This window comes from Alphaproteobacteria bacterium (assembly GCA_019635875.1).
Classification (GTDB): domain Bacteria; phylum Pseudomonadota; class Alphaproteobacteria; order Reyranellales; family Reyranellaceae; genus JAFAZJ01.
This window is the reverse complement of sequence record JAHBYP010000005.1, coordinates 142,212-165,728: the sequence shown is the minus strand read 5'-3', so window position 1 is coordinate 165,728 and position 23,517 is coordinate 142,212. Positions and strand designations below refer to the sequence as shown.

The following is a 23,517-nucleotide window of genomic DNA, read 5'->3' as shown; positions in this document are numbered from 1 at the left end:
AAGGACCTGGCGGTGGAACGATCAGTCAAGACGCCGTTGTGTGGCCGCGATACCGCGAGGTCCTTCGCTGCGCTCAGGACGACGGGGTAGGAAACGCCTATTCCGCCGCCTGGGCCACCGCCGCAGGCTTCCACGACTTCACGACCGGCAGCACCTCCCTGGCGAAGAGCTTCAGGCCGCGCTCGCAGACCTCGAAGGGCGTGCCGCCGAAGCGGAAGGCGACGTTCATCTCGAAATCGCCCACCACCTTCCGCCGCGCCTCCAGCCCGCGCAGGATCTTGTCCGGCGTGCCCCAGCTCGCGGCCTGCATGAAGCCGTTGACCGCGCCTTCCAGCCCGCTCTTGCGCGCGATCTCGGCCTTCTGCTGGTAGGCGTCATAGCCCTTCACCGTCTTGAAGTGCTCGCCGAGGAACTCGTAGTGGTGGAAGTTGCTCTCGACGAACTTGCCCTGGTACTGGCGCGCCTCTTCCTCGGTTTTGGCGAGGTCGGTGCCACAGACTACGAATTCGGTAAGCAGCACGGTGGGCGGCGTGGTGCCGTGATACTGGCGGTGCAGCTTGCGGCCGTGCTCGATCATCGGCAGGCGCATCTCCCAGGGCCGGTCGGCGAACATCACGATATGCGCGCCGAGCTTGGCGGCTGAATCGATGGAGTCCTCGCTCGACGCCACAGCGTAGATGCGGCCGTCGAAGGAGTGCTGCGGCCGCGGGCGGATCTCGATGCGCGGTTGCTTATAGTAGGGGCCGTCGCCCTCGATGAAGCCGGTCTTCAGCGCGTTGATGATCATCGGTGCTGCTTCATCGAAGCGCCCGCGCGACTCGTCCATGCTCAGCCGGAAGGCGGCGAACTCGCGCCGCGCCAGGCCACGGCCCAGGCCCAGCCGCAGGCGGCCCTTGCTCAGCATGTCGAGCACGGCGGCATTCTCGGCCACGCGCAGCGGATCGTGCCATGGCAGGATCACCGCTGCGGTGCCGACATCGATGTTGGGGCAGAGGGCCGTCAGATACGTCATCAGCGACAGATTGTCGGGCACGAAGGAGTAGTCGTTGAAGTGATGCTCGGCCGACCACAGGCAGTCGAAGCCGAGATCGTGCGCCAGCCGGGCCAGCCGGATCTCCTCGTCCCACACGCGCTGATCGGAGCAGTTGTCCCAGCCGTAGCTGGCGAACACCATCATCATGCCGACGTCCATGGCGTGCCTCCTGGTCGTACTTCGTGTTGCCGCAATAGTGACAGCGGCGGCTCAGGAGTCGAGGCCCGGTGGCGGCATGGCAGGACTTTGCGCTAGACAGGGGTTCATGTCCGCCCAGCCGCTCCGCATCCTCCTCACCGGTGACAGCATCCTGCAGCGACGCCTGCAAAGCCGCGCCGACGATGTCCTCAGCCCACTGTTCGATCGCGTGCGCGCGGCCGACGTGGCCTTCACCAACCTCGAGGTGCTGGCCAACGACTACCGCGGCGATCCGGTGCTGGAGAGCGGTGGCTCGCATTTCGGCGCGCCTTCCTGGGTGCTCGACGAGCTGGTCGAGGCCGGCTTCGACCTGTTCGCCACGGCCACCAACCACAGTCTCGACTATGGCGTGGCGGGGCTGCTGCACACCCTGCAGGCGATGGAGGCGCGCGGGCTGTCTTTCGCCGGCATCGGCCGCAACCTCGAAGATGCGCGGCGGCCGGTCTATCACACCCATCCGCACGGCACCGTGGCGATGCTCTCGTGCACCTCGTCCTTCGCCAAGGGCCAGGAGGCGTCGGCGCAGCGGCCGGATCTGCCGGGCCGGCCCGGCCTCAATCCGCTGCGCTTCGAGACGGTGCACGAGGTGACGCCGCCGCAGCTCGAGGCGCTGCGCGAGATCGCCGACCAGCTCGGGCTGGAGGCAGAGCGCCAGCAGAAGATCAAGATGGGCTTTGCCTTCGCGCCATCCGATCCGGCGCTGTTCCCGCTCGGCACGATGAATTTCCGCGCCGCCAATCGCCCCGCGGTGCGCATGACGGCGAACCGCAAGGACATCGACGGCATGACGCGCTGGATCAGGGAAGCGCGCGGCCTGTCGGACGTGGTGCTGGTCAGCCTGCATGCGCATGAGCAGGCCGAGAGCAAGGAGATCCCGGCCGAGTTCATCCCGGTCTTCGCGCGCGAGATGATCGACGCGGGCGCCGATCTCGTCGTCGGCCACGGGCCGCATCTGCTGCGCGGGCTGGAGCTCTACAAGGGCAAGCCGATCTTCTATTCGCTCGGCAACTTCATCGGCCAGAACGAGCTGGTGCCGAAGATACCGGCCGACGGCTACGAGCGCTTCCGCGCCGAGCCCGAGCTCACGCCGGGGCAGGTCTATCAGAGGCGTGTCCAGAACGACCAGGTCGGCTTTCCCGCCGACCCGCGCTACTGGGAGTCGGTGGTGCCGGTGCTCACCTACGAGGCCGGCGCGCTGAAGGGCATCGAGCTGATGCCGATCAGCCTGGGCTGGAAGGAAGCCCGCCACAAGCGCGGCCGGCCGCGCTTGGCCAAGGGCGAGGAGGGTCGCGCGATCCTCGAGCGCTTTGCCGCGCTGTCGAAGCCCTTCGGCACAACAGTTGAGATCGGGACGCAGTCGGCGACCGTCGCGCTCTGAGCTATCGTGGAGTCTCCCGCCACCGTCACATGAAGGCGAACCGGCATGAAATTCGTGGCACTCGGAAGGACCGGACTGCAGGTTTCCCAGCTCTGCTTCGGCACCATGTCCTTCGGCGGCGACGCCGACGAGGCGATGGCTGCCGCGATGTACAAGGCGGTGCGCGACGCCGGCATCAACTTCTTCGACACCGCCAACGAGTACAGCAAGGGCAGGTCCGAGGAGATCCTCGGCCGGCTGATGAAGGGCGAGCGCGACGATCTGGTGATCGCCACCAAGTGCTTCAACCCGACCGGTCCCGACATCAACGCGCGTGGCGCCAACCGCCGGCATGTCGTGCAGGCGGTCGAGGCCAGCCTCAGGCGGCTGGGCACCGATCGCATCGACGTGCTGTTCCTGCACCGCTTCGATACCCGCACGCCGATCGACGAGATGATGCGCGCGCTGGAGGACGTGGTGCGCTCGGGCAAGGTGATCTATCCGGCGGTGAGCAACTGGTCGGCGTGGCAGACGCAGCGCGCGATCGATATCCAGGAGCGCCACAACTGGGCGCGCCTGCAGGTGATGCAGCCGATGTACAACCTGGTGAAGCGCCAGGCCGAGGTCGAGATCCTGCCGATGGCCGAGGCCAACGGCATCGGCGTCATCCCCTACAGCCCCGCCGCCGCCGGCCTGCTGTCGGGCAAGTACGCCAGGCAGGGCGTGGGCCGGCTGAAGACCAACAAGATGTACGAGGCGCGCTACGGCGATGCCTGGATGTTCGAGGTCGCCGAGGAGTACGTCGCCTTCTGCCAGGAGAACGGCCTGCATCCGGTGAGCACGGCGATCGCCTGGGTCGGCGCGCATCCGGCGGTGACCGCGCCGATCATCGGCGCGCGCAACACCGACCAGCTCAAGGACTCGCTGGCTTCCGTCGACATCGCGATGACGTCGGAGCTGCGGGCGAGGATCGCCGATCTGTCGCGCACGCCGCCGCCGGCCACCGACCGCTCGGAGGAACTGAAGGTCGCGCGGCCATGACTGCCGGTCGGGCCACTGGCCCCGATATGCCGTTGTGCTAAGGTTTTCTGCCAATCGACTGGCACGGGGGGAGCCATGGCTCGATGGGGAGCGCTCGCGTTCGCGCTGGCACTTGTGGCGATCGCGGTCAGTGCATCCGCGGAGACAAAGACGCTTGCTCGCTCGGGAAGCTGGGAGGCGTTCGGCGGGACGGCCACAGACGGTACGGGCGTCTGCGGCATTTCGGCCGAACCTGGCGGTCGCTATTTCGGGTTGAAGCTGTTCGGCGGCCAAACGACTTTCGACATCCAGATGGGCACGTCTCAGTGGAAGATCGAGAAAGGCGCCAAGGTGCCTCTGACCATGCGCTTCGACGGCCATCCGATCTGGCGGGCTACCGCTACGGGCTTCCACTTCGATGACGGGGATGCCGGGCTGCAGTTCGCAGTCCACCGCAATCAGATGGAAAACTTCGCGCGGGAGTTTCGCGACAGCAGCCAGTTGCGCATCGACTTCAAGGACAACCAGTTCCCGGCCTGGATCCTGGGATTGCAGGGCACCGCGACGGTGAATGGAGCGTTCCAGAGCTGCCTCCGCAAGCTGGGATAGGATCCGCCTTGGCGGAACGCGGGCCCGATCCCGCCGTCGGGCTGCTGCTTCCGCACCCGCTGCCCGCATGCGGTGGAGTGTTGCGCCGCCGAGGTGCCAGCCCTGCGTCCCATCGCGCCCGGCTGTGCGGTAGCCTGCCACTTCCCGCTGACCAAAGTTGGCTAAAGCTGTCATCCCGAGCGTAGCGAGGGATGACAGAGTCCTTGGGAGCTGATCGTCATGTCCGCCACCACCGACTCGCTGCCCACCGCGACGCGCGTCGCCGATCCCGGCATCCGCGCGCTGTACCGGCAGGAGAATCGCTGGCAGGCCTGGCTCGACGTCGAGGCGGCTCTGGCGCGCGCGCAGGCCGAGCTCGGCATCGTGCCCAAGGACGCGGCCGAAACCATCGCCGCCAAGGCGAAGTTCGAGCTGATGGACCGTGCGCGCATCGACGAGGGCTTCCGCCGCACCGGCCACACCCTGGTGCCGCTGGTGTGGGAGCTGGGCCGCGTGGTCGGCGAGCCGCATGGCGGCTGGGTGCATTGGGGCGCCACGACGCAGAACATCACCCAGACCGGCGACCTGCTGGTGCTGCGCCAGGCGCACGCGATCTTCCTGAAGCAGCTCGGCGAGATCCTGGCCGCCATGGCCGATCTCGCGGAGCGCACCGCCGACATGCCGATGGCCGGCCGCACGCATGGCCAGCACGCCGTGCCGGCGACCTTCGGCTACAAGGTCGCGGTCTGGATCGACGAGCTGCTGCGCCATGTCGAGCGCCTGCAGCAGGCCGCACCGCGCCTGTTCGTCGCCATGCTCGGCGGCGGCGCCGGCACCTTCGCCTCGCTGGGCCGGATGGGGCCGCCGGTGCAGCAAGGCATCGGCCGCCAGCTCGGCTTCGGCTCGATGACCGTGCCCTCGCGCGCGCTGGGCGACCACCTCGCCGAGAACGTCTGCATCCTAGGCCTGCTGGCGGCGACGTCAGGCAAGATCGGGCGCGAGATCTACACGCTGATGAAGACCGAGTTCGGCGAGGTCGAGGAGCCGGTGCCGCCGGGCACGGTGGGCAGCTCGACCATGCCGCAGAAGCGCAATCCCAAGCTCTGCCAGGACGTGATCGCCGCTGCGGCCGAGATCCGCGCCATGGTGCCGCTGGCGCTCGAGGCGATGACCACCGAGCACGAGGCCGATCGCACCACCAGCCTGATGATGGACAGCGCCGAGGCGCGCGCCTGCATCGCCACGGGGGACATGCTGGGCCGGCTGGGCGAGATCATGCGCGGGTTGCGCGTCGATCCCAGGCGCATGCGATCGAACCTCGATCTCGGCGGCGGGCTGATCATGGCCGAGGCGGTGATGCTCGAGCTGGGCGGCGCGATCGGCCGACAGCACGCCCATGACGTGGTCTACGATGCAGCGCAAGCGTCTTTCGTCGAGGGCAGGTCGTTCTCCGACCTGCTCGCTGCCGACCAGCGGCTGACCGCGCACATGGATCGCGCGGCGATCGACAGGCTGCTCGATCCGACGGCCTATACCGGCCTGTGCGCCGACATGGCGCGAGAGGCTGCGGTGCGCGCACGGGACGCGGCGGCAAAGCTGAAGTAGGGGAGGACACGCATGGAACTCAAGGGCACGGTCGCCGTCGTCACCGGCGGCAATGGCGGGCTGGGGCAGCGCATCTGCCACGCGCTCGCCGCGCAGGGCTGTCACATCGCCGTGGTCTATGCGCAGAGCAGGGACCAGGCGGAAGGCGTGGCGCGCGACCTGGAGCGCCACCAGGTCAGCGCCGCGACGTTCCAGTGCGACGTGACGAAGCGCGAGCAGGTGCAGGCGCTGGTCGACGGCGTGGTCAAGCGCTTCGGCCGGCTCGACATCCTGATCAACGACGCCGCCTACAACAAGTCGATCAAGTTCCAGGATCTCGACGGCCTGACCTACGAGGAATGGAACAAGATCCTCGACATCAACCTCACCGGCCCGATGCTGCTGACCAAGGCCGTGGCGCCGGTCATGAAGCGCCAGGGCAGTGGCCGCATCGTCAACATCTCCTCGGTGGCCGGGCTGGGCCCGACCGGCTCGTCGATCGCCTATGCCGTGTCGAAGGCCGGGCTGATCCATCTCACCAAGTGCATGGCGGTGGCGCTGGCGCCGGAAGTGCTGGTGAACTGCGTCGCGCCCGGCCTGCTGGAGGGCACGCGCGCCACGGCGAATCTGCGGCCCGAGGTGATCGAGACCGGCCGCAAGGCCTCGCTGCTGGGCAAGGCCGCCGACAAGGACGATTGCGCCGACCAGGTCGTCACCATGTGCCGCACCAACACCATGACCGGCCAGACCCTGGTGATCGATTCGGGCCGCACCTTCCATTGATCGCACCCGCCGCTCAGGCGGCATCGTCCGGATCGTCGGGGACCAGCAACAGCGGGGTGCGCAACGTCGACATCAGGCGGCCGAGCGCGCTCACGTCGGCCAGCAGCGGGCTTTGCAGGCTGACCAGGAGCAGCCGCGCGCCGCCAATCCGCGCGGCGATGGGGGCGTCCGACACCACGGCGTGCGAGACGCGGGTGCCCATGGCGGCGGCGAGCGAGGCGGCGAAGCGCGCCAGTGAATCGCGCGGACCCGGCAGACGGTCGATCGTGACCAGACCGCCGTGGTGCCGCGCGGGGTGCTCGGGCACCAGCATGACGCCGCCCTGCCGAGGGGCGAATTGCCTGGCCGTCGCGACGAGCTCGGCGAGCGACAGTCCCAGGCGGTCGAGCCTGAACACCAGTATGTCTCCCGTCGAACTCTCGTCCGCCGGCGGCCGGCGAGGCACTTGGCCGCGCAAGGTCTCGAACGTCCAGGAAAGGCTGGATCGCTCGGCGGCGGCGGCGACGAGTTGCCGGCACAGGCGCGCCTCGCGCCGCAGCGCTGCGTCGAGCTGCGCTTCGCTGACGTCCAGCTCGCCGCCCGAGAAGCCGATCACGGTCGGGAACGGCAGCGTGCAGGCGGCGATCGAGGCCTCGTGCATGACGAAGCAGGTCGTCAGCTCGGTGTCCATGGCGGCGGCGAGGTCGAGCGACACCTGGAGCTCGGCTTCGACGTCCTGGCGCGTGCTGACGTGCAGGACAAGCCTTCGCCTGGCGTGCGATCGCTCAGGTGGCGTCGGCATCGGATTCGACTCCCGCCCGGCCGATGCCGAACCTGCGGCGCGACGCGGCGAATGCCCGCAGCCGGGCCTCGACGCGGCCGTTCACGCTGTCCGCCGGGAAGTGGCCCGCGTCGTCGCGAGCGCCGGCGGCGAGCCCGGTCAGGATCTCGATGCCCTGGTCGATGGTCGCGACCGGCGTCACCGAGAAGCGGCCCTGGGAACAGGCCTCGACGACATCCTCGCGCAGCATCAGGTGCTTGACGTTGGCCAGCGGGATCAGGACTCCCTGCGCGCCGCTCAGCCCGCGCTGCACGCAGATGTCGAAGAAGCCCTCGATCTTCTCGTTGACGCCGCCGATCGCCTGGACCTCGCCGAACTGGTTGACCGAGCCGGTGACGGCGAAGGACTGGCGGATCGGCACCTCGGCGAGCGCCGAGAGCAGCGCGTACAGCTCGGCCGACGAGGCGCTGTCGCCGTCGATGCCGCCGTAGGATTGCTCGAAGACGAGACTCGCGTGCAGCGACACCGGCACGTCGGGCGCGTAGCGCGCGGCGAGGAATCCCGAGAGGATCAGAACGCCTTTCGAATGCAGCGGGCCGCCGAGCGCGACCTCGCGCTCGATGTCGATGAGCTTGCCCGATCCGAGCCTTGTGCGCGCCGTGATGCGGGTGGGACGGCCGAAGCTCTGCGCGCCGATCTGGCTGACCGAAAGCCCGTTGATCTGGCCGACCGCCGCACCATCGGTGGCGACTAGGACGATGTCGCGGGTGATCGATTCGCGCACGCGCAGGCCGATGCGCTCCGACCGTCGCCGGCGCTCGGCGACGGCGCGCGCGACATCGTCGGCGCCGATGCGCTCGTGCCCGGCCTCGCCGGCCCAATGGTCGGCTTCGCGCAGGATGTCGGCGACCACGCCGATGCGAAGCGACAGCTTTTCCGCATCCTCGGCCAGGCGCGACGCTTCATCGACCATGCGTGCAAGGCCGGCGTCGTCGATTGGCCGCAGCTTCTCGCGACCGGTCAGCGCCTCGATCGCCCGCGCATAGAGCCGGGTGTTGTCCGCGGTGCGATCGAACTCGTCGTCGAAGTCGACCTCGACCTTGAACAGCTCGATGAAGTCGGGATCGGCCGCCATCAGCGTGTAGTAGAGCCAGCGATCGCCGATCAGGACGATCTTCGCGTCGAGCGGGATCGGATCGGGATCGAGCGAGATCGTCGACACCAGGCTGACCTGCTCGGCCATGGACTTGACGGTGATCAGCCCGCTCTTGAGCGAGCGCTTCAGCGCCGCCCAGCTGAGGGGCTGGGACAGAATCTCGCGCGCGTCGAGGATCAGGTAGCCGCCATTGGCGCGGTGCAGCGCCCCGGGACGGATCAGGGTGAAATCGGTGAGCAGCGCACCCATTTGCGAGATGTGCTCGATGCGCCCGATCACGTTGTGGTAGGTCGGGTCCGGCTCGAGGACGACTGGAGAGCCGGCGCCGCCATCGCCGTCGCCGACCATGACGTTGACGCGGTACCGTTTGAGCCTGGGGTTGCCAGGCGTACCGAAGTTGCGCGCCTGGGCCGGGGCGTTCGGGGTGGCCTCTCCCGTCTCCAGGAAGATCTCGAGATTGGCGACGAGGTCATTGGCCGCGGCGTCGAGGAACGCCTGGATCGTGGGGATGTGGCCCAGCGCCTCGGCGACCTCGCGCATCTCGACGGCGACCGTCGCGCCGGCCATTTCCCTGTTGAGCTGGCGGACCTGGTCGCGATGCGCCTTCTCGCTGGCGGGCATGCGCATGAGAATGCCCTTGAGCTGCTCCTGCAGCGCCTTGATGTCGGTCTGGATCCGCTCGCGCTCGGCGTCGGGCAGCGCGTTGAACTCCTCGGGCTTGATGGCCTCGCCTCCGCGGACCGGCGCGAAGGCGAAGCCGACCGGAGTCTTCATCACGGTGACGGACTTGGCGCGACCGGCCTCGTTCAGCGCCGAGAACGCCTGCTCCTGGGCTTCCTCGAACTCCTGGTCGATGGCGCCGCGACGCGCCTTGTATTCGTCGGAGTCGAACAGTGCCGGGATGGCGATCGAGAGATCGGCGATGAGGGTGTCCATCTCTGCCCGGAACCGCACTGCGGTTCCGGGTGGCAGGCGAAGCGCCTGCGGCTTCTCCGGCACCTCGAAATTGTTGACGTACACCCAGTCGTCGGGCCGCTTCTCGGCCTGTGCGCGCCGGGTGAGGAAGGCGCGGATCGATGCCAATCGCCCGGTGCCCTGCAGCCCCATGGCGTAGAGGTTGAAGCCGCGTTTGCGGATCGCGCTGCCGAAGCCGATCGCGTCGGTCGCCCGCGATTGCCCGATCAGCTCGTCGCCGACCGGTGTTCCGCGCAAGTCTTCGCGCAGTGTCGTCGGATCGGTGACGCGCCGCAGCAGGGGCGCCGGCAGCGGTCTCGCCGCATCCTTGGGGCCGAAGGTCATGCGGGACGCCACGCGTGATGGTGTATCGTCATGCGCATGAGCATAGTCTCCCGCCGTCGCCTGTGCCACGCGCCCGGTTCGCGGACGGAGGCGGGAGCAACGCGGGGCCGACATGTCGCCTTCCGAGACGGCGCACGGAGCGCGAGAGCAATGGGCGAGCCGTACCGGCTTCATGCTGGCGACCATCGGCGGCGCGGTCGGCCTGGGCAATATCTGGCGGTTCTCCTACGTCGCCGGCGAGAATGGCGGCGCGGCGTTCCTGCTCGTCTATGTCGTCTTCGTGGCACTGATCGGCGTGCCGCTGGTCATCGCCGAGCTGTCGATCGGACGCCACGCCCGTGCCGATGCGGTCGCCGCCTTCGGCTCGGCGCAAGGGTCGGAGCGCTGGCGCCTCGTCGGCTGGCTCGGTGTACTCGCCGCGACGCTCATGCTCAGCTACTACGCCGTGATCGCGGGCTGGGCGCTGAAGTACTTCGCCGGCGCCGCGACCGGCGGGCTGTGGCGCGTGACGGGGGCCGAGTTCGGCGGCTATTTCCGCAGAGTCATCTCCGATCTCGGTCAGCCGGTGGCCTGGCAGGCGGCGACGCTGCTGATCGCGATGTTCATCGTGGTCGGCGGCGTCCAGGCCGGCATCGAACGCGTGAACCGGCTGCTGGTACCGTTCCTGGCGATCATCATCGTCGTGCTCGCCGGCTACGCGCTCAGCCTGCCTGGCTCGGCCGCCGGCGTGCGGTTCCTGTTCGCCCCGGACTGGACGGCGCTTGGCGAGCCGAAGGTCTATGCCGCCGCGCTCGGCCAGGCGTTCTTCTCCCTCGGGCTCGGCGTGGCGTTCTTCGTCACCTATGGCAGCTACATGCCGCGGACGTTTCCGTTGTCGGCTTCCGCCGGGGTCATCGCGGTCGGTGATACGCTGTTCGCGATCGTCGCCGGTCTGGCGATCTTTCCTGCCGTGTTTGCCCTGCAGGGCAATGCCGCCGCGGGGCCAGAGCTCGCCTTCATCACGCTGCCGCGGGTATTCGTCGAGATGCCGGCGGGAACCATCGTCGGCATCGTCTTCTTCGGCCTGCTCGCCATGGCCGCGGTCACCTCGATGGTGGCGCTGCTCGAGATTCCGGTGGCGTCCCTCGTGCATCGCCTTGGCTGGCCGCGCTGGCGGGCAACGGCGGTGATGGGTGCGTTTGTGTTCGTCATCGGCCTGCCGTCGGCCATGAGCTACGGCACGCTGGCCGAACTGCGCATCGGTTCGCGCGCCATCCTCGACGCGATCGACCAGGGCGTATCGGTCTTTCTGCTGCCGGCGGTGGGCATCGGTACGGCGCTGTTCGCCGGCTGGCGGCTGGACAAGGCGCTGGTCCTCGCCCAGGCGGATCTTGGCGCCAGCCGGCTCGGCATCGTCTGGCTGTGGCTGGTCCGGCTGGTCGTGCCCGTCATGACGCTTGCCATCCTGCTGCAGTCGGTGGGCGCGCTGTGAAGCCTGGTCGGATCCGCACCTACTCCGGCACGCCGACCGATTGCTGGGCCGAGAGATAGCGCTCGAGAACCTCGTCGGACGTGAACAGGCGCAGCGCGCGCATCTCGCCGATCGTCGTCTTCTGCACGGCGTCGCGCCGGCGCGTGACTTCGCGCGCTTCGTCGAGCCGTCCGGCCGACGCCAGGTTCGCGGCCAGCAGGCGATGCGACGTGCCGTGGCGGGGATTGTGCTGCACCGATTTGCGTGCCCAGTTCGCGCCTTCCTCGAAGCGCCCGAGCGCAAAGCAGGACGCCGCCAAGCCCTGCAACCACATGTAGAGCAGAGTGTCGAACGGGCTGAGGCCGAGCGCGCGGGTGAGCTCGGCGATGGCCGCTTCGAAACTGCCGGTCATGCTGTCGATGATCCCCAACGTACCCCATGCGAAGGCCGAACTCGGGTTCAGGCGCACGGCCTCGCGGGCATGCAGGTGCGCTTGATCGGCGTCGCGCAGCACGCCGATCAGGGCGTAGCCGTAGGCTGACTGGGCGAAGGCGTCGGCACCATCCAGCTCGACGGCGCGGCGTGCCATGCTGACCGCCTCGACGGCGATTTCCATCCCCGCGCCGGCCGGCGCCGCAAAAACCAGGCTGAGGGCGAGAGCCGCGTGCACCGGCGCTCGCGTCGGATCGAGGCTGATCGAGCGGCGCAGCAGATCGATGGCCTTGGGAATGTCATCGCGCGTGCCGGCCCATAGATGCGGGAGGGCGCGCAAGTACAGATCGTACGCCGACAGACTGGCCGGCGGCTTGCGCCGCGCCCGCTCGATCTCCGCGCCGCGGACCGCCGGGTCGACCACGGCGGCGACGGTGCGGCTGATGTCGTCCTGCAGGTCGAAGACGTCGGCCATGTCGCGATCGTAGCGATCAGACCAGACCTGCACGCCGCTTGCCGCGTCGGTCAGCTCGGCCGACACGCGGATGCGATTACCCGCCTTGCGCATGCTGCCGCCCAGCACGTAACGGACGCCGAGCTGCTCGGCGATCCGTCGCAGATCCAGGCCTTTGCCCTTGAAGGCAAAGCTCGATCCCCGTGAGATCACCGTGAGCTCGTGGAAGCGCGACAGAGCCGCGATGATGTCCTCGGTGATGCCGTCGGCGAAGTACTCCTGGTCGGCGTCTCCACTCATGTTCACGAACGGCAGAACGGCGAGCGACGGCGCTTCGCGCACACCCGGGACGGGCGCCGCCGCCCGCGGATTGTGCCAGTCGTCCGCATCCCACTCGACCCGGAAGGCGCTGACGGGCCGCGCGATGTTCTTCAGCGCCAGATCGCCGAGGCTGCGGAACGTCGCCTTCAGCCGCCCCGCGACCGTGTTGTGCACGTCGCCCGACACGACGATGCCCCCGGCCGGCGCCTCGCCCTCGAGCCGGGCCGCGATGTTCACGCCGTCGCCGTACAGATCGTCGCCGTCGACGATCAGGTCACCGAGATGCACGCCGATGCGAAAGACGATCGCGTGGTCCGTCGGTCGGTCGCGATTGGCCTCGAGCGTCGCCTGCTGGATCGCGATGGCGGCACCGACCGCCTCGACGGCGCTGGCGAATTCTGCCAGCACGCCATCGCCCGTCAGCTTGACCAGGCGGCCACTGTAGTGCGCCAGGGCCGGCTCCAGGATGTCGCCACGATGCATCCGAAGGCGCGCCAGCGTCCCGTCCTCGTCCCGGCCCATCAGGCGGGAGTAGGCGACAACGTCGGCGGCCAGGATCGCCGCCAGTCTTCGCTGTTCACGGCCCAGGGGAAGCGTCCCACCTTGCTGTATCGGATCGTATGAGGCGTGACTGGCCCGGGCAATCCCTTCGCTCGCGTCGACCGAGCCTTTACCGCGCCCCTCGCGCCTTCAGCTCGTCGCTCGGGCGGATGTCGGGCGCGCGGCCGTAGACAGCGACGGCGAAGATCAGCACCACCGCCATGAAGCCGAACAGGCTGCGGTAGGCGAGCTCGCTACGCGTGCCGTCGGCCAGCGGCGCAAAGCCGCCGAGGATGACCCCCGACAGCGTCTGCATGCAGGCGACGCCCAGCATGACGCAGGTGTTCATGGTCGCCATGCCGCGGCCGATCAGGCGGTCGGGGAAGAGGGCGCGGCCATGCGTCATCACCATGGTGCTGGACGCGCTGACGAAGCCCATGGCGATGATGCCGCCGGCGATCAGCCAGGCGGGCGGGCCCTGCAACAGCGCGAACACGGCAAGGATGGCGGCGATCACCAGCGTGCCCGATATGGCGATCCATTTGCGCGTGTCGAAGACGCGGTCGAGCGGCGAGAAGGTCATCATGCCGAGCTGGTAGGCGATCACCGCGATCAGCAGCACGTTGCCGGACTCGATGATCGAATAGCCGTGCACCTCGCGCAGGAACGGCCCGCCCCACAGGCCCTGGACGGTGAAGGTGCAGGCGTAGTTGCAGAAGTTCAGCACCAGGATGAAGGGCAGGTTGCGGCTGCGCAGCACCTCCAGCAGGCCGCGCAGCATCTCGACGCCGGACTCCGTCCTGCGCGCGAGGAAGGGATGGCCCGGCGGCGCGTCGCGCACCACCAGCCAGACCGCGATCAGCGCCAGCGCGCTGAAGCCCACCATGACGCCGAACACGCCGCGCCAGCCGATCTGCTCGGTGCCCCAGGCCAGCGGCGTGGTGGCGATCAGATTGCCGATCAGGCCGATCGACAGCACCATGCCTGACAGGGTCGAGAACCAGTCGGGCGGAAACCAGCGTGCGATGACGATCATGCTGCCGATCAGCATGCAGCCGAAGCCGGCGCCCATCAGCGTGCGACCGGTCAGCAGCACCGGCCAGCTTGTCGCCGCCGTGAAGATCGCGGCGCCGAGCACCGCGAGCATCAGGAGCGCGCTGATCGTGCGCCGCGGGCCGTAGCGGTCGAACAGGAAGCCGGCCGGGATCTGCATCGCCGAGAAGCCGAAGAAGAACGCGCCGGTCAGCGCACCCAGCGCCTCCGGCCCGATCCGCAGATCGCGCATCAGGTCGAGCCCGATGGTGACGTTGGCAGCGCGGAAGAAGTGGCTGGCCACGTAGGCGGTCGCAAGCGTCGCGACGATCAGCAGGCCTTGACGCCGCAGGGCGGCCGTCATGCGGGTACGCGTGTCATGCGGCGCCGAGCATAGGCACGACGGCGCCGATGGCAAGCAACGACAGCCGCGCCGGAGCGTTCGCCGTCAGGAGGTTTCGTCATGCAAACACAGCTGCTCCACGAGGACGAGGGCCAGAGGACCTTCGCGCTGATCTTCGAGACCGGCGACGAGCTCTTGAAGAACGTGCAGGATTTCGCGCGGCGCGAATCCGTGACGGCGGCGCAGTTCTCGGCGATCGGCGCCTTCAGCGACGTCGTGCTGGCCTATTTCGACTGGAAAACGAAGCAGTACCAGCGCCGCAAGGTGGCCGAGCAGGTCGAGGTCGCCTCGCTCACCGGCGATGTCGCGCTTGGCCCCGACGGCAAGCCGGCAATCCACATCCACGCCGTGCTCGGCCGGCACGACCTCAGTGCGCTCGCCGGCCATCTCGTCGAGGCGCATGTGCGGCCCACGCTCGAGCTGGTGGTGACCGAGCAGCCGGCGCATCTGTGCAAGCGCCACGATCCCGAAAGCGGCCTGACGCTGATCCGCGTGCCGCCGGCGGAGCGCCGCTGACCCTTCTGTCGGATCTCTTCTGGGAGCGCCGGCGTCCCCCGGCATCTTCATGAGTTGTCACCGGCGAGATGGTTTGGTGACTGTCTTCGGGCCGCGTCGCTCCAGCGACGCTCATGATGCGTCGCTGGAGCGACGCGGCCCGAACGCCTTGAATGACGCTGCCTGGTCGGGGCGCGCCACTGGAGTGGCGCGCCCCCAGCCTCTTGAGGGCCATACACGATCGCCCTGCTCACAAGGGGAGGGCTATGTGTTGTTGCCGGCGAACCAAGATCGAGCCAGCACACGCTGACCTCGGACATGTTTCTTGTTGGCCGGCGGGACGTCGGCGCTCCCGGTGACAGTCAAGCGAGATCAGGGAAATCCTCTTCCCAGAACTCGTGCGCGCCGCGTTGCCTGGCCGCGACGCGCCCGGCTTCGGTGGTGCGCAGCTCGACGCGGCGGATCTTGCCCGAGATGGTCTTCGGCAGATCGGCGAACTCGATGCGCCGGATGCGCTTGAACGGCGAGAGGTTGGCGCGGGCGTGGCGGAAGAGGGCGAGCGCCGTGTCGCGGTCCGGCTGGTGGCCGGCGGCGAGCACGATGACGGCCTTGGGCACTGCCAGCCGGCGCGGGTCGGGCGAGGGCACGATCGCCGCCTCGACCACGGCGGGATGCTCGATCATCACGCTCTCGAGCTCGAACGGGCTGATGCGGTAGTCCGAGGATTTGAAGACGTCGTCGGCGCGTCCGACATAGGTGAGGTAGCCGTCTTCGTCGCGCACCGCGACGTCGCCGGTGCGATAGACCTCGCCGTCGAGGCCGGCGATGCGGCCATCGTCGGTCTGGTAGCCCTGCATCAGGCCCAGCGGCCGACCGCTGAGCGGCAGGCTGATCTCGGCTTCCTGCTGCTCGTTGCCATCGGGATCGCACAGCCTGATGGTGTAGCCGGGGAGCGGGCGGCCCATCGAGCCGGGCTTCACGCGCTGGCCCGGGCTGTTGCCGATCTGCGCCGAGGTCTCGGTCTGGCCGTAGCCGTCGCGGATGGTCAGACCCCAGGCCTGCTGCACGCGCTCGATGACTTCGGGGTTCAGCGGCTCGCCGGCGCCGATCAGTTCGGTGAGGCTGGTCTTCCACGCCGCGAGGTCTTCCTGTACCAGCACGCGCCACACCGTGGGCGGCGCGCAGAAGGTGGTGACCTTGCAGCGCACCATCGTGTCGAGCAGTGGCCTGGCGGCGAAGCGCGGCTGGTTGAACAGGAACACCGTGGCGCCGGCGTTCCACGGTGCGAAGAAGCAGCTCCAGGCGTGCTTGGCCCAACCCGGCGAGGAGATGTTGAGATGGATATCGCCCGGACGCAGGCCGAGCCAGTACATGGTCGAGAGATGGCCGACCGGATAGCTCTGGTGGCTGTGCAGCACCAGCTTGGGCTTGCTGGTCGTGCCTGAGGTGAAATAGAGCAACAGCGGATCGGTGGCCTTGGTCTCGCCATCGGGCGTGAACTCCGCGGACGCGTTGTCCGCCGCGTCATACGACTCCCAACCTGCGGCCGCGCCGCCAACGACGATGCGCGAGTATTCGCCAGGCAGCGCGTCGAACTTGGCCGTGTTCTCGGCGCTGGTGATGACATGGCGCACGCGGCCGCGCGCGAAGCGGTCGGCGAGATCGTTGTGGGTCAGCAGCGTAGTGGCGGGAATGATCACGGCGCCCAGCTTCATCGCCGCCAGCATGCACTCCCACAGCGGCGCGATGTTGCCCAGCATCAGCAGGACGCGATCGCCGCGCTTGACGCCCCTTGAGCGCAGGAAGTTCGCAACGCGGTTGGAGCGTTGCGACAGCTCGGCGAAGGACAGCTTCGTCTCCGAGCCGGCCTCGTCGACGATCCACAGCGCCGGCTGCTCATTGCTGCGCGCCATCGCGTCGAAATGATCGAGCGCCCAATTGAAGCGGTCGAGACGCGGCCAGCGGAAACCGCGACGGGCCGCGTCGTAGTCCGTCCGGTGCTCGAGCAGAAAGTCCCGCGCTGCGAGAAAGGCCGCCTGCGACATCACTCATCCCTCCGTTGGGTCGCAGAATAACACTCCTCTGTCATCCTGAGCGAAGCGAAGGATCCAGTGCTTCGCTGCGCTCAGGACGACAGCGGTGTTATGCTCCGGCCCGAGTTCGGGAGAGAACGCCATGGCCCTGATCAATTTCTGCACCTGCGCGATGATGCCGGAGACCGGCTCCGGTTCGGGTGCGGCGACGAAGCCCAGGCGGCGCGAGGTCGTGGTCAACGGCAGGCGGGTCAGGACCATCGACGTGCACGCCCATTGCTGCGTGCCCAAGGCGATGGCGGTGATCAATCATCCCCTCGAAGCGCCCGGCCTGCTGATGGACGACACCGGCACGCGCATCGCGGCGATGGACGCGCAGGGCATCGATGTCGAGGTGCTGAGCATCAACCCGTTCTGGTACCGCGCCGGCAGGGACGAGGCGGCCGAGCTGATCCGCATCCAGAACGAGACCCTGGTCGAGTTCTGCGCCGCCAACCCCGACCGCTTCCATGCCTTCGCCACGGCGGCTCTGCAGTACCCGGATCTCGCCGCCGAGCAGGTCGAGCACGCGGTCAAGACGCTGGGCTTTCGCGGCGTCGGCGTGGCCGGCAGCGTCGCCGGGGAGGAGCTGGCCAATCCGCGCTTCCATCCGTTCTGGAAGAAGTGCGAGGAGCTCGGCGTGCTGGTCTTCATGCATCCGCTGGGCACGCGCGAGCTGGAGCCCAGCGGCCGTCTTGCCGGCAGTGGGCTGCTCACCAACACCATCGGCAATCCGCTGGAAACCACGATCGCGCTGTCGCACCTGATCTTCGAGGGCACGCTCGATCGCTTTCCCGGCCTGAAGATCTGCGCCGCGCACGGCGGCGGCTTCCTGCCGTCCTACGCCAACCGCTCCGACGCAGTGATCCGCACCTTCCCCAACCGCGTCGGGAAGCTGCCGAAGAAGCCGCCGACGGCCTACCTCAAGGACGGCCAGCTGTTCTTCGACACGATCGTCTTCACGCCGGAGGCGCTGCGCCATCTGATCGCCGAGACCGGGCCCGGGCAGATCATGATCGGCACCGACTATCCCTTCCCGTGGACCAGTACCGAGATCGATCTCGTGCTTTCGACGCCCGATCTGAACGACGAGCAACGCGTCGCCATCCTCGGCGGCACGGCGGCCAGGCTGCTGGGCATCGCCTGACATGACCGACTGCACCGCGCTGCCCGTTATCGACTTCGCCGGTGCCGACGAGGACAGCCTGGCGCGCCAGCTCGACGCCGCCTTCTGCGACATCGGCTTCTGCTATTTCCGCGGCATCGGCGTCGATCCGTTGCTGGTCGATGGCGTCTTCGAAGCGTCGAGGCGCTTCCACGCCCAGCCGCGCGCCGACAAGGACGCCATCGCCATGAACCGCTTCCATCGCGGCTACATGGCGCCCAGGACATCGGTGATCCAGACCTCGACCGTGGCCAGGGTGACGCGGCCCAACGATTCCGAATCGTTCATGCTGATGCACGAGGTGGCGCCGGACGATCCGCGGTATGGCCGGCCGCTCGACGGGCCCAATCTGTGGCCCGACCTGCCGGGTTTCCGCGAGCCGGTCGAGGCCTATGAGCGCGCCATGCATGCATTCTGCCTGCTGCTGCTGCGACCGCTCGCCCTGGCGCTGGGCCTGCCGCGCGACTGGTTCGCGCCGCATTTCGTTCAGCCCACGACCTTCCTGCGTCTGCTGCACTATCCGCCCCATGCCGCGGATGCGCCCGACGACGCCTATGGCTCGGCGCCGCACACCGACTACGGCTTCATCACCATCCTCTGCCAGGACGCGCAGGGCGGGCTGGAGGTACGCCGGCGCGATGGCACCTGGCTTGCGGCCAGCCCGATCCCCGGAACCTGGGTCGTCAACGTCGCCGACATGCTGGCGCGCTGGACCAACGGCCGCTGGCTGTCGACGCCGCATCGCGTGAAGAACCTCTCCGGCGGCGACCGCTATTCCTGCCCGTACTTCTTCGACATGGCGATGGACAGCGTCGTCGAGGTGTTGCCGACCTGCGCCGCGCGGCAGACACCACCGGCGCCGGTGCGCTACGGCGACTACCTGATCGAACGCCTCGACAAGAACTACGCCTATCGCCAGCAGCCGCAGCCGGCCGGGTGAGGGACTGAATCAGGGCTGTCATCCCGAGCGCAGCGAGGGACCAAGGGCCGGCCTGCATCCCACGCTGCGCTCGCGATGACAGATGCGACCGATCGATCGGATCACGCTTCAGCGCAGCCCGTATGTCGCCAGCTCCTCAGCGACGTCCGCCTTGATCGCGCGTGCGGCGGCGAAGTCGGCGGCGGCACCGGTGGCGTCGCCCTTGCGCTGCCGGGCAATGCCGCGGCCATGCAGCGCGGCGGCGAGGCGCGGCAGGAAGCGCAGCGCGGTGTCGAAATCGGTGATCGCCGCGTCGAGGCGGCCGGCCAGCAGATGCACGCGGGCGCGGCTGTTGTAGCCGAAGGCGATGTGCGGGCTGCGCGCCACCATCTCGTTGCAGTCGACCATCGCCTGCTCGAGACGGTCCAGCCGCGCCTGCGCGTTGCAGCGGCCGTTCCAGGCCGGCGAGAAATTGGCGTCGATGGCGATCGCGGTGCCGTAATCCTCGATTGCGCGCTCGACTCGTCCGGCTGTGGCATGGGCATCGCCGCGCCAGGTCAGTGACAAAGGATCGCCCGGCTTCAGCCGCAGCGCGGCGTCGTAGTCCTCGATCGCGCGCGCATGATCGCCCTTTGCGGCATGGGCATGGGCGCGCTTGTGATGCGCTTCGACCAGCCTCTGCTTGCTCACGTCGCCTCGGCCGATGACCGCCGAGCAGGCGGCGATGACGACATCAGCGGCCTCGCGGCCGGCGCAGCTTCGCCAGTCGTCGTCGCCGGCCTGCGCCAGTGCGGCCAGCGGCGCGCCCAGCAGCGCCAGCGCGGCGGCGAAGAGCTTCGGCATGGTGGCCTCCTGCGATCCGTTCACAGTGCCCACCGAACTGTTACCATGGAGCGGCAGGGCAGCAACGGTGATCCGATGAAAGTCTTCGTATTCGACCTGCTCGCCTATGACGAGAACCTCGACCACATCAAGACCGGCGCCGAGCTGCCCTATCCGCTGAGCCGGCGGCACTTCAAGGCCGATGTCGCGGTCAAGACCTACGCCGAGCATCTGCAGGCGTGGGAGGAGATGGACCGGCTGGGCTATGACGGTGTCGGCTTTAACGAGCATCATTGCTCGCCCTACGGGCTGATGAACTCGCCCAACCTGATGGCGGCCGCCGCGGCGCAGCGCACCACCAGGCTCAAGCTCCTGATCTACGGCAACCTGCTGCCGCTGCACGAGCCGCTGCGGCTGGCGGAGGAGCTGGCGATGCTGGACTGCATGTCCAACGGCCGCCTGATCTCGGGCTTCGCGCGCGGCATCCCCCGCGAGTACCAGGTGCACAACGTGCCTCTCAGTGAGTCGCGCGAGCGCTTCGAGGAGGCCTTCGACATCGTCACCCGCGCCTGGAGCGAGGACGTCTTCACCTACGAGGGCAAGTACTGGTCTTACAGGGACGTGGCGATCTGGCCGCGGCCGATCCAGCGGCCGAGACCGCCGATCATGATTCCGATCGTCGGCAGCAAGGAATCGATCGAGTTCGCGGCGAAGCACGACATCGGCATCACGCCCGGCCTGGCCGGCGGGGGCTTGCGCGACGACATCATCCGGCACTACGCCAGGAGCCTCGCCGCGTCAGGCCATCGCATCTCGCCCAACCATCTGTCGCTGGCGCTCAACGCCTATGTCGCGGACTCCAAGGCGCAGGCGGTGAGGGAGGTCGGGCCCTACCACCTCTATTTCAACCGCACGCTGTTCAGCCACGGCAGCTTCACCGAGACGGCGGCGCAGCGCGAGGCCGGCTATGTCAGCCAGACCTCGACCGACTACGTGCGGCCCGAGAACCAGCGCGCCGCAGCCCTGCTGCGCGAGGATTTCCGTGGGCTCACGCAGGAAGCCTTCGCGCGCCAGGCCGAGAACCTGCCCTACGGCACGCCGAAGGAAGTCGCCGAACGCATCATCGCCGCCGCCGACACTGCCGGCGCCAACATGGTGCAGATCGGGCTCAACCGCGGCGCCATGCCCCACGAGATGTTCATCGAGCAGATCCGCCGCTTCGCGCGCGACGTGCTGCCGATCCTGCAGGCGCACGAGGTCGCGCGCGTGCCGGCGGCGGAACAGTTGACGGCCTGAGTTTCTTTTTTTCCACCATGCCTAGTTTGAGAGAATTGGCCCGGGCGATATGTTTGGTGTCCACGGGCCCTGTCATTACTAACACACTGTGATATGATCACGTTGATTGTTCATTTCTCCGGGCGGACGTAGCCACTGGAGCGATGCATGGAACCCTACGAACTCCAGTTCAAACCACCCTTGATCGACTCCGAGGGCAAGGTCGAGTTTCCGCTCCATCCGAAGACCGGCGTTCCCACGCCGGAAGGGATTGCGATCCGCACAGATGGTCAAGCCCTGGGGAATCATCTCAGTTGGGGCAAAAGGGCGGTTGAGTGGGCGACCCGGCACATCTTTTTCGCCAGCAACAGGCGCCTAGACAGTCTGATGACGTCAGGCGGATCGTATTATTGCGTGGCGGCAGTGAGGGCTACGTGGATGGGTACCCACGGCGAAATGCTGGAGAGAATGAGGAAGAAGGCTAGAGTTGCAATGGCGGTGGGTTGCGGCAACTGCGATGAGCAATCGACGGTTGCGTTCCTCTGGCTGTACGATTGGTGGATCAATAAGACCGATACCGAAGGTACGTCGACCTTGGCTTGGATGCAGATCGCGAACGGAGACCATCTGTTCGTGTTGATGGGATACGAGCCCGGAAAGGCTGCAGTGGACAAGGAATGGGGGCCGCGCGCCGTCGTGGTGGATCCGTGGAACGAAAAGTCTTATGCCGCTTCCTCCATTCGTAATGTCCGGTGGAACTCGTCAGGCGAGGTGTACTCCCCCCTTTTTCAGGTGACCAAGAATGCTCCCAAAGTCCGGTAGACTGGCTTGACGCACGTGCCGGCGGCGGAGGAGGAAACGGCCTGACTTTCCCTCACCCCGCGTGTGCGGGAAGGAGCATCAGAGCTCCTCCCAGAACTGCAGCATCGGCTGGGTGAACGCATCCGGCAGGTCCTCGGGGAGGAACAGACGGCCCTCCGGCACCTCGACGACGCGGCGCGCGCCGGGAATGGTGTCCTTCAGCCAGTAGGCCCATGTCCTGTCGAAGAAGATGTCCTTCAGGCCCCAAATGATCAGAGTCGGTACCTGCAGCCGCTTGAGCTGCCGGTGCACCGCGACCGTGTGCTTGCAGTCGAAGCCCAGCCAGTAGCGGTTGAAGGCGTCCAGGCGCTGCGGCGTCGACAGCAGCGGCTGCAGATAGCAGCGGATCGCCTCGTCGGTGAGCTGGTGCGGATCGTGGTAGCTGCGAAACAGCGGCGCCGACTGGCCCGCGAGGTAACGCGCGCGGGCGCCTGCGGGATCGTCGAGGAAGGACTGGAAGATCGGCGCCAGCGCGTTCTGGCGCGCCAGCTCCATGATCGGCAGCACCTGGTGCGGCGGCCAGCCGTCGTGCACGTCGCAATTGCTGAGCGTCAGCGAGGTCAGGCGATGCGGATGATGCGCGGCGAAGATCTGCGCGATGGCGCCGCCGCTGTCGTTGCTCACTAGGTCGACCGTCTCGACGCCCAGCGCGTCGAGCACCTCCGCCAGCATCCGCGCCTGAGCGGTGAAGTCGACCGCCTGCGTCGGCGCGATCTCGCTGTAGCCCAGGCCCATCAGGTCGATGGCGACGCAGCGGCGACGTTCCTGCACGCGCGCGATGACGTGGCGCCAGTGATAGCCGTTGAGTGGTACGCCATGCACGAACAGCGTCACCGGCCCCTGGCCGCGCTCGATATAGGCGATGCGGCCCGATCTCACTTCGGCGAATTTGCGGCCGGCGTGGAAGCTTGCGATGTCCATGGTGATGATCCTCTGGCTTCCCGTCATCCCAAGCGCTGCGAGGGATCCACGGCTGGGCCTGGATCCCTCGCCGCGCTCGGGATGACAGGGTGGCTGTGACTGAGCGCGAAGACGTCTGTGACCATGCCGGTGGCGGTGCGCTGGCCGACGCCGATGTGCAGGGTGCGGTTGAGATCGGCGAGGCGTGCCGCGCCGGTCTCGAAGAGGATGGCGGTGCGGAAGTAGTAGGCGTCGGGCGACACGTCCTCGCCGCCGCGGATGCGCGCGGCGACGGCGTCGGCGGCGACGAACAGGCCGTTGGCGCGCAGGTAGATCAGCTCGTCCGACGTGGTGAGCAGCGCGAATCGGATGTCGAGCTCGGCGGCGCCGTCGCGGCGGGTCAGCACCCAGTCGCCACCGCCCGGCAGCACGCTGCCGTTGAGCGACGGGCCTTCGAAGGTGCCATGCGCGGCATGCAGCAGGCGCCGCGCGCCGAGAGGGCCCTCGGCGATGACGCGCGGCGCATCGAAGCGCACGGCGATGCGCAGCCTGAAATCGAGGGCGGGAACGCGGACCAAGCGACCTCCACGAGAGCGGA

20 protein-coding genes are annotated in these 23,517 nt (G+C 68.0%); 11 read left to right on the top strand and 9 right to left on the bottom strand.

Translation table 11 applies throughout. From position 1 onward, the window contains the following. Positions 1–97: 97 nt before the first annotated feature. A complete protein-coding gene (locus KF889_18835; protein ID MBX3501502.1) occupies positions 98–1,192 on the bottom strand; it encodes an LLM class flavin-dependent oxidoreductase in 1,095 nt (364 codons plus the stop codon). A gap of 106 nt (positions 1,193–1,298) precedes the next feature. On the opposite strand from KF889_18835, the gene KF889_18830 reads away from it, so the two are divergent. From KF889_18830 to KF889_18810, 5 genes are all read left to right on the top strand, one after another. Then, positions 1,299–2,609 carry a CapA family protein gene (locus KF889_18830; protein ID MBX3501501.1) on the top strand — a complete coding sequence of 437 codons (1,311 nt, stop codon included), beginning with the start codon at positions 1,299–1,301 and terminating at the stop codon, positions 2,607–2,609. Between the two features lie 45 nt (positions 2,610–2,654). Continuing rightward, positions 2,655–3,629 (top strand): aldo/keto reductase, encoded by a 975-nt coding sequence (locus KF889_18825; protein ID MBX3501500.1) that lies wholly within the window; start codon positions 2,655–2,657, stop codon positions 3,627–3,629. A gap of 75 nt (positions 3,630–3,704) precedes the next feature. Next, positions 3,705–4,217 carry a hypothetical protein gene (locus KF889_18820; GenBank protein MBX3501499.1) on the top strand — a complete coding sequence of 171 codons (513 nt, stop codon included), beginning with the start codon at positions 3,705–3,707 and terminating at the stop codon, positions 4,215–4,217. 219 nt (positions 4,218–4,436) lie between these two features. Then, the gene (locus tag KF889_18815; GenBank protein ID MBX3501498.1) at positions 4,437–5,801 is read left to right on the top strand and encodes an adenylosuccinate lyase family protein; all 1,365 of its coding nucleotides are present in this window, start codon (positions 4,437–4,439) and stop codon (positions 5,799–5,801) included. Positions 5,802–5,813: 12 nt separating this feature from the next. Further along, positions 5,814–6,563, top strand: coding sequence for an SDR family oxidoreductase (locus tag KF889_18810; GenBank protein ID MBX3501497.1), 750 nt, complete (start codon positions 5,814–5,816; stop codon positions 6,561–6,563). 13 nt (positions 6,564–6,576) lie between these two features. Here KF889_18810 and KF889_18805 read toward each other — a convergent pair whose 3' ends face one another. Beyond that, positions 6,577–7,344, bottom strand: coding sequence for a hypothetical protein (locus tag KF889_18805; protein MBX3501496.1), 768 nt, complete (start codon positions 7,342–7,344; stop codon positions 6,577–6,579). Then, positions 7,328–9,778, bottom strand: a complete 2,451-nt coding sequence (locus KF889_18800; protein MBX3501495.1) for an AAA family ATPase — start codon at positions 9,776–9,778, stop codon at positions 7,328–7,330. Before KF889_18800 ends, KF889_18805 begins: the two co-directional genes overlap by 17 nt. Positions 9,779–9,890: 112 nt before the next feature. On the opposite strand from KF889_18800, the gene KF889_18795 reads away from it, so the two are divergent. Continuing rightward, positions 9,891–11,249, top strand: a complete 1,359-nt coding sequence (locus KF889_18795; protein MBX3501494.1) for a sodium-dependent transporter — start codon at positions 9,891–9,893, stop codon at positions 11,247–11,249. Positions 11,250–11,268: 19 nt separating this feature from the next. Here the strand turns inward: KF889_18795 and KF889_18790 are convergent, their stop codons facing one another. Both KF889_18790 and KF889_18785 read right to left on the bottom strand, forming a co-directional pair. Next, positions 11,269–12,957, bottom strand: coding sequence for an adenylate/guanylate cyclase domain-containing protein (locus tag KF889_18790; GenBank protein ID MBX3501493.1), 1,689 nt, complete (start codon positions 12,955–12,957; stop codon positions 11,269–11,271). A gap of 148 nt (positions 12,958–13,105) precedes the next feature. Further along, positions 13,106–14,371, bottom strand: a complete 1,266-nt coding sequence (locus KF889_18785) for an MFS transporter (protein ID MBX3501492.1) — start codon at positions 14,369–14,371, stop codon at positions 13,106–13,108. A gap of 99 nt (positions 14,372–14,470) precedes the next feature. Between KF889_18785 and KF889_18780 the strand changes: the two genes are divergently transcribed. Next, positions 14,471–14,926 (top strand): DNA-binding protein, encoded by a 456-nt coding sequence (locus KF889_18780; protein ID MBX3501491.1) that lies wholly within the window; start codon positions 14,471–14,473, stop codon positions 14,924–14,926. Between the two features lie 341 nt (positions 14,927–15,267). Here the strand turns inward: KF889_18780 and KF889_18775 are convergent, their stop codons facing one another. Continuing rightward, complete coding sequence (locus tag KF889_18775) at positions 15,268–16,950, bottom strand: AMP-binding protein (protein MBX3501490.1); 1,683 nt, start codon at positions 16,948–16,950, stop codon at positions 15,268–15,270. 130 nt (positions 16,951–17,080) lie between these two features. On the opposite strand from KF889_18775, the gene KF889_18770 reads away from it, so the two are divergent. Together KF889_18770 and KF889_18765 are read left to right on the top strand one after the other, a co-directional pair. Then, entirely contained in the window at positions 17,081–18,124 is a 1,044-nt protein-coding gene (locus tag KF889_18770) for an amidohydrolase (protein ID MBX3501489.1), read from the top strand. Position 18,125: 1 nt separating this feature from the next. After that, the gene (locus tag KF889_18765) at positions 18,126–19,082 is read left to right on the top strand and encodes an isopenicillin N synthase family oxygenase (protein ID MBX3501488.1); all 957 of its coding nucleotides are present in this window, start codon (positions 18,126–18,128) and stop codon (positions 19,080–19,082) included. Between the two features lie 108 nt (positions 19,083–19,190). Here the strand turns inward: KF889_18765 and KF889_18760 are convergent, their stop codons facing one another. Further along, positions 19,191–19,904 (bottom strand): tetratricopeptide repeat protein, encoded by a 714-nt coding sequence (locus KF889_18760; protein ID MBX3501487.1) that lies wholly within the window; start codon positions 19,902–19,904, stop codon positions 19,191–19,193. 75 nt (positions 19,905–19,979) lie between these two features. Here KF889_18760 and KF889_18755 point away from each other — a divergent pair, with 75 nt between their 5' ends. Continuing rightward, entirely contained in the window at positions 19,980–21,179 is a 1,200-nt protein-coding gene (locus tag KF889_18755; GenBank protein MBX3501486.1) for an LLM class flavin-dependent oxidoreductase, read from the top strand. Between the two features lie 147 nt (positions 21,180–21,326). Beyond that, positions 21,327–21,980 carry a hypothetical protein gene (locus KF889_18750; protein ID MBX3501485.1) on the top strand — a complete coding sequence of 218 codons (654 nt, stop codon included), beginning with the start codon at positions 21,327–21,329 and terminating at the stop codon, positions 21,978–21,980. 78 nt (positions 21,981–22,058) lie between these two features. Here the strand turns inward: KF889_18750 and KF889_18745 are convergent, their stop codons facing one another. Both KF889_18745 and KF889_18740 read right to left on the bottom strand, forming a co-directional pair. Beyond that, positions 22,059–22,940, bottom strand: a complete 882-nt coding sequence (locus tag KF889_18745; GenBank protein ID MBX3501484.1) for an alpha/beta hydrolase — start codon at positions 22,938–22,940, stop codon at positions 22,059–22,061. Between the two features lie 23 nt (positions 22,941–22,963). After that, on the bottom strand, positions 22,964–23,497 hold the full coding sequence (locus KF889_18740; protein ID MBX3501483.1) for a DUF3237 domain-containing protein: 534 nt from the start codon (positions 23,495–23,497) through the stop codon (positions 22,964–22,966). Positions 23,498–23,517 lie beyond the last annotated feature (20 nt).